Here is a 4,850-nt window from a genome sequence, read left to right on the forward strand (position 1 = left end):
TTTATCTGGAGGAGAAGCTCAGCGGATTAGACTTGCAACTCAGATTGGTTCAGGTTTAGTAGGAGTACTTTATATTTTGGATGAACCAAGTATTGGATTACATCAAAGAGATAATAAAAGACTTATTAATACTTTAGAACACATTCGTGATTTAGGTAATACAGTAATTGTAGTTGAACATGATGAAGAGACAATTCAAACTGCTGACCATATTATTGATTTGGGACCTGGAGCTGGCAAAGAAGGTGGTCATGTTGTGGCTCAGGGTACTATTGAAGATATAGAAAATAGTGAAAAATCTCTAACAGGTCAATATTTAACAGGTAAAAAGAAAATTCCTGTTCCAGAAGAAAGATATAAACCAAATGGTGAGTTTTTGAAGATAAAAGGGGCAAGACAGCATAATCTAAAAGATATTGATGTAGAAATTCCTTTAGGAACTTTTACCTGTATAACAGGAGTTTCTGGTTCTGGTAAAAGTACACTAATCAATTATACCTTAAAGAGGAAATTAATGCAGGAGATTTATAGTTCTACTGATAAACCTGGTGATCATGATGAAATAGTAGGTATAGATAAATTAGACAAAGTTATAAATATTGATCAATCTCCTATAGGTAGAACTCCCCGTTCAAACCCGGCAACTTATACAAAAGTATTTAATTATATAAGAAAGATTTTTGCTGAAACTCCTGAAGCTAAAAAACGTGGTTATGAGAAGGGCCGTTTTAGTTTTAATGTTAAAGGAGGTAGATGTGAAGCCTGTGGAGGTCAGGGAATTAACCAGATTGAAATGCACTTTTTAGCTGATGTTTATGTTCCCTGTGATGTCTGTGGAGGCAAAAGATATAATCGGGAAACTCTGGAAATAAAATATAAAGGTAAAACAATTGCAGATGTACTTGATATGACAGTTGAAGAAGCTTTAGAATTTTTCAAAAATATTACACCTATAAAGAGGAGACTCCAGACATTATATGATGTAGGTCTGGGATATATTCGTCTTGGACAGCCAGCAACCACTCTTTCCGGAGGAGAGGCCCAGCGAGTAAAAATTTCTACTGAACTTGGAAAAAGAAGTACTGGAGATACTCTCTATATGCTTGATGAGCCTACTACTGGGCTTCATTTTGAAGATATAAATAAACTTCTTGATGTTTTACATCGTCTCCGAGAAGGTGGAAATACAGTAATAGTAATTGAACACAATCTTGATGTTATTAAATCAGCTGATTATCTTATTGACCTTGGACCAGAAGGTGGCCATAAAGGTGGACAAGTAATAGCTACTGGAAGTCCAGAAGAAGTTGCCCAAAAGGATCATTCCTATACAGGCAAATTCTTAAAAGAAGTTTTATAAAATAAAGATTAAGCAGGGTCTCTTTGTACAGCTCTTTCACCAAAGCTGTCCAGGGAGACTTTCTTTATTTTTTTATTTTTAAACTGATCTCTTTGTTTCCATCTTTTCATTTCCTTACGACAATTATTGCATTCAATAATTTTTAGACCTTCTATTTTATTTAAATAATTACGTACTTTATCATTAACTTTTTTCTCAGTAAACATATAAATTTCTTTTGCCCTATCTTTTTTTAGATATTTTTCAATACCTCTCCCATCAACAATACCAATAGGTTTACCCACTCGATAAGCAAATAATACATCCTCTATTTCAGCAGAGAATAATTTTTTGAGAAAATCAAACATTTAAAATTCCTCCCTATTTATATGATAATAAATTAATTTAATTTATTCAATTATTTCAATAAATTTTTCTACAAGCTCAGGATCAAACTGTGTTCCTGAACATCTTTTTAATTCTTCAATTGCTTCTTTTTTAGATTTTGTTTTTTGGTAGGGACGATCATGGGTCATTACATCATAAGCATCAACAATAGCAATAATTCTGGCCAGAAGAGGTATTTTTTCTTCTTTTAAGCCTCGCGGGTAACCTGAACCATCCCAGTGTTCATGATGAGCCAGTATTCCTTTTGATACATGAGAAAATTCTTCAGTTGAAGAAGTTATTCTATGTCCGGTAGCAGGATGTTCTTTTATTTTATTCCATTCTTTTTTAGTTAAATCTTCTTTTTTATTCAGAATTTTTTCGGGGATTATTACCTTTCCTATATCATGAAGCTTTGTCATTAAGGCTAATTTATCTAACTGGGCAGAATTTAATAATATTTTTTTACCCAATTGTAGAGCAAGATTTTTCATTCGGGTAGAGTGTTCTTTAGTTTCCTGACTTTTTTCACTTAAAGTATTAATCAGTGTATCTAAAATATGACCTTTTACACTACGGCTTTCTATTAATTTATTTTTATACATTATATCTTCAGCTTTATTTAATATTTCATGAATGTCTTTCTTTTTATCATTTTTAACAGCAAAACCAAGAGCCATTGAAAGTGGAATGGGACCTTTCTTTTTATTATTTATCTCTATTTTATTACTTTTGTTTTTAATTCGATTAGCTATTTTTTTAGCTGCTTTTTGATTGGTTTTAGGTAGGAAAATCAAAAATTCATCTCCACCCCAGCGTCCGACTATATCTTCTTTGCGGCAGCATTCTTTTAGAATATCAGCTGCACTAACTAAAAGTTTATCACCTTCTTTATGGCCATAGCTATCATTAACTAATTTTAAACCATTTAAATCAGCCATAATTACACTTATCGGTAATTTTCGATCAACATCAAGCCTTTTTATTTCCTCTTCAAGATAGCTGCGATTATAGAGACCGGTTAGTTTGTCATGGTAACTTATATATTTTATTTTATTTTCTTTTTGGCGCTGCTCTGTTATATCAATTGCAGAACATACTACATATTCAACTTCACCATTTTTATTTAATTTTGGAGTTTTAGTAACAGATAATAACCTGCTTTCACCTTCGGCGTTTTTGGCTTTTTCTTCTCTATGAATTTTTTTCTTTTTTTCAAATACTTCTTTATTTCCATCAATACAGGTTAGAGCTTCTTCTTTAGTAGACATTATCTCCCAGATTGATTTATTTTCTAACTCGCTCTTTTCTTTGCCAAAAAAGTCAGCATGAGCCTGATTTACTATTCCATACATTTCTAAATCCTTTAAAAACCAGACCTGGATTTCAATATTATCAAGTAAAATTCTTCTTTTTTCAAGAAGTTCATTAACTTTTTTCTGAGATTTCTTTTCTTTTGTAATATCACTATACATAGTGAGTATACCTTTTTTTTCATTTTCTAATTCAATACAACTTTCTCTTAATTTAACATAATGACAGTTACCGTTTTTGTCATATGTTTTCTTCTCAGATTCCAGGTTTTTTCCCTGTAAAATTTTCTTGATATTTTCTTTGGCTTCTTTATGATCTTTAGGAGGTACTAACATATCAAAGATATTGCTACCTTCAAGTTCTTTTTTACTATATCCTGTTAATTTTGTTAATGCTTTATTTACTTCCAGAATTTTTCCTCTACTATCCTGGAGTAGTAGGGCAGTGGGAGATATTTCAAAAAGTTTATGATAACGATTTTTACTTTTAGTTAATTTATGATTTTTATAGATGATTTTCAAATGAGATTCAATTAATTCTTTTGCCTGTTTCATATTTTTCTTTAGATTATCTGTAAATTTTCTTTCCTGATAATCATGAGAACAAAGGGTTCCAAAAACTTTTCCATCAGGCCATTGTAAAGGATAACCGATATATGCTATTAAATCATCCTCAACTTCCGGGGCATTCTGCCAGTTTTCATCTTTTATTGCATTATTAACTTCCAATTTATTTTTAGTAGATATTACATGCTGACAGAAGTGGCCGGCAAGCTTTACCTTATGACCTTCTGCAAAAGTATTTTCCTTATTCTGACTTGCATTAAAAATTTCTAGATAAGGGTAATTCACCCTGGTGATTAATACATCAGGTGTTTTATTATTTTCAACAAGTAGATCAACCATATCCTGCCATTTTTCAACTATATGAGAGGGGATTTCCCTATCTTTTTCTGTAATAACCATTTATATTACTCCTTTTATTTTTTACTTTTCGACATAACTCTACATGTTTATTATTTTATCACAATTGTGTTTTGATATAAAGCTCATAAAGTACCTATTATAGAAATTATAAAATATATCTTGTATTAGAAAATTTACTATGATAATATTTCCTGAAATTTGTCTTAATAAGAAGTTATGATATAATAAGCATGGTGATAATAATGACTGAAGAAATAAATAATAATAGAGAAGAACATATAGAAGCACAAATAAAAGAACTGCCTGATAAACCTGGAGTATATCAGATGAAAGATGAAACAGGAGATATTATCTATGTTGGCAAGGCTAAGTCTTTAAGAAAAAGAGTGAGATCGTATTTTCGTAAAGCCAATCACACTTTTAAAACTAAAATAATGATAGATCATATTGATGATTTTGATTATATAGTAACAGATACTGAGGTAGAAGCATATATTCTGGAAGCAAATTTAATAAAAAAATATCAACCAAAATTTAATATTCGTCTAAAAGATGATAAATCCTATCCTTATATAAAAGTTACAACTAATGAGGATTTTCCCCGAGTTTTTAAAACCAGAGTCGTAAAAAATGATGGGAATAAATATTTTGGTCCTTTTGCTGATGTAAATGCTATTTATAAAACTATCAATGTTCTCAAAGACCTATTTTCACTTAGAACCTGTAAAAGAGAAATAACTGAAGGTGAAACTTATGATCGTCCCTGTCTAAATTACCATATTGATAAATGTCATGGACCCTGTATTGGAGAAATTTCTAAAAAAGAATATAATGAGCTTATAGATAAAGTTTTAATGTTTCTTTCAGGAAGACAGACAGAGTTA

Annotated in this window: 4 protein-coding genes; 2 read left to right on the forward strand and 2 right to left on the reverse strand. The window is 30.7% G+C overall.

The window, feature by feature from the left end; all coding sequences use genetic code 11:
* Positions 1–1,360 (forward strand): excinuclease ABC subunit UvrA (uvrA, locus tag VJ881_06260; GenBank protein HKL75652.1); only part of this gene is annotated, 1,360 nt, incomplete at its 5' end.
* 8 nt (positions 1,361–1,368) lie between these two features.
* Here the strand turns inward: uvrA and VJ881_06265 are convergent.
* A complete protein-coding gene (locus VJ881_06265) occupies positions 1,369–1,707 on the reverse strand; it encodes a hypothetical protein (GenBank protein ID HKL75653.1) in 339 nt (112 codons plus the stop codon).
* Between the two features lie 42 nt (positions 1,708–1,749).
* On the reverse strand, positions 1,750–4,005 hold the full coding sequence (locus VJ881_06270; protein ID HKL75654.1) for an HD domain-containing phosphohydrolase: 2,256 nt from the start codon (positions 4,003–4,005) through the stop codon (positions 1,750–1,752).
* 203 nt (positions 4,006–4,208) lie between these two features.
* Here VJ881_06270 and VJ881_06275 point away from each other — a divergent pair.
* Positions 4,209–4,850, forward strand: a 642-nt coding sequence (locus tag VJ881_06275) for a GIY-YIG nuclease family protein (GenBank protein ID HKL75655.1), incomplete at its 3' end; no start/stop codon positions are given.

It is taken from the genome of Halanaerobiales bacterium (assembly GCA_035270125.1).
Classification (GTDB): Bacteria; Bacillota; Halanaerobiia; order Halanaerobiales; family DATFIM01; genus DATFIM01.

Excerpts from the sequence above, each read along its gene's own strand:
- VJ881_06270 (HKL75654.1), bottom strand. The coding sequence starts at position 4,005 with ATGGTTATTACAGAAAAAGATAGGGAAATCCCCTCTCATATAGTTGAA.
- VJ881_06265 (HKL75653.1), bottom strand. The coding sequence starts at position 1,707 with ATGTTTGATTTTCTCAAAAAATTATTCTCTGCTGAAATAGAGGATGTA.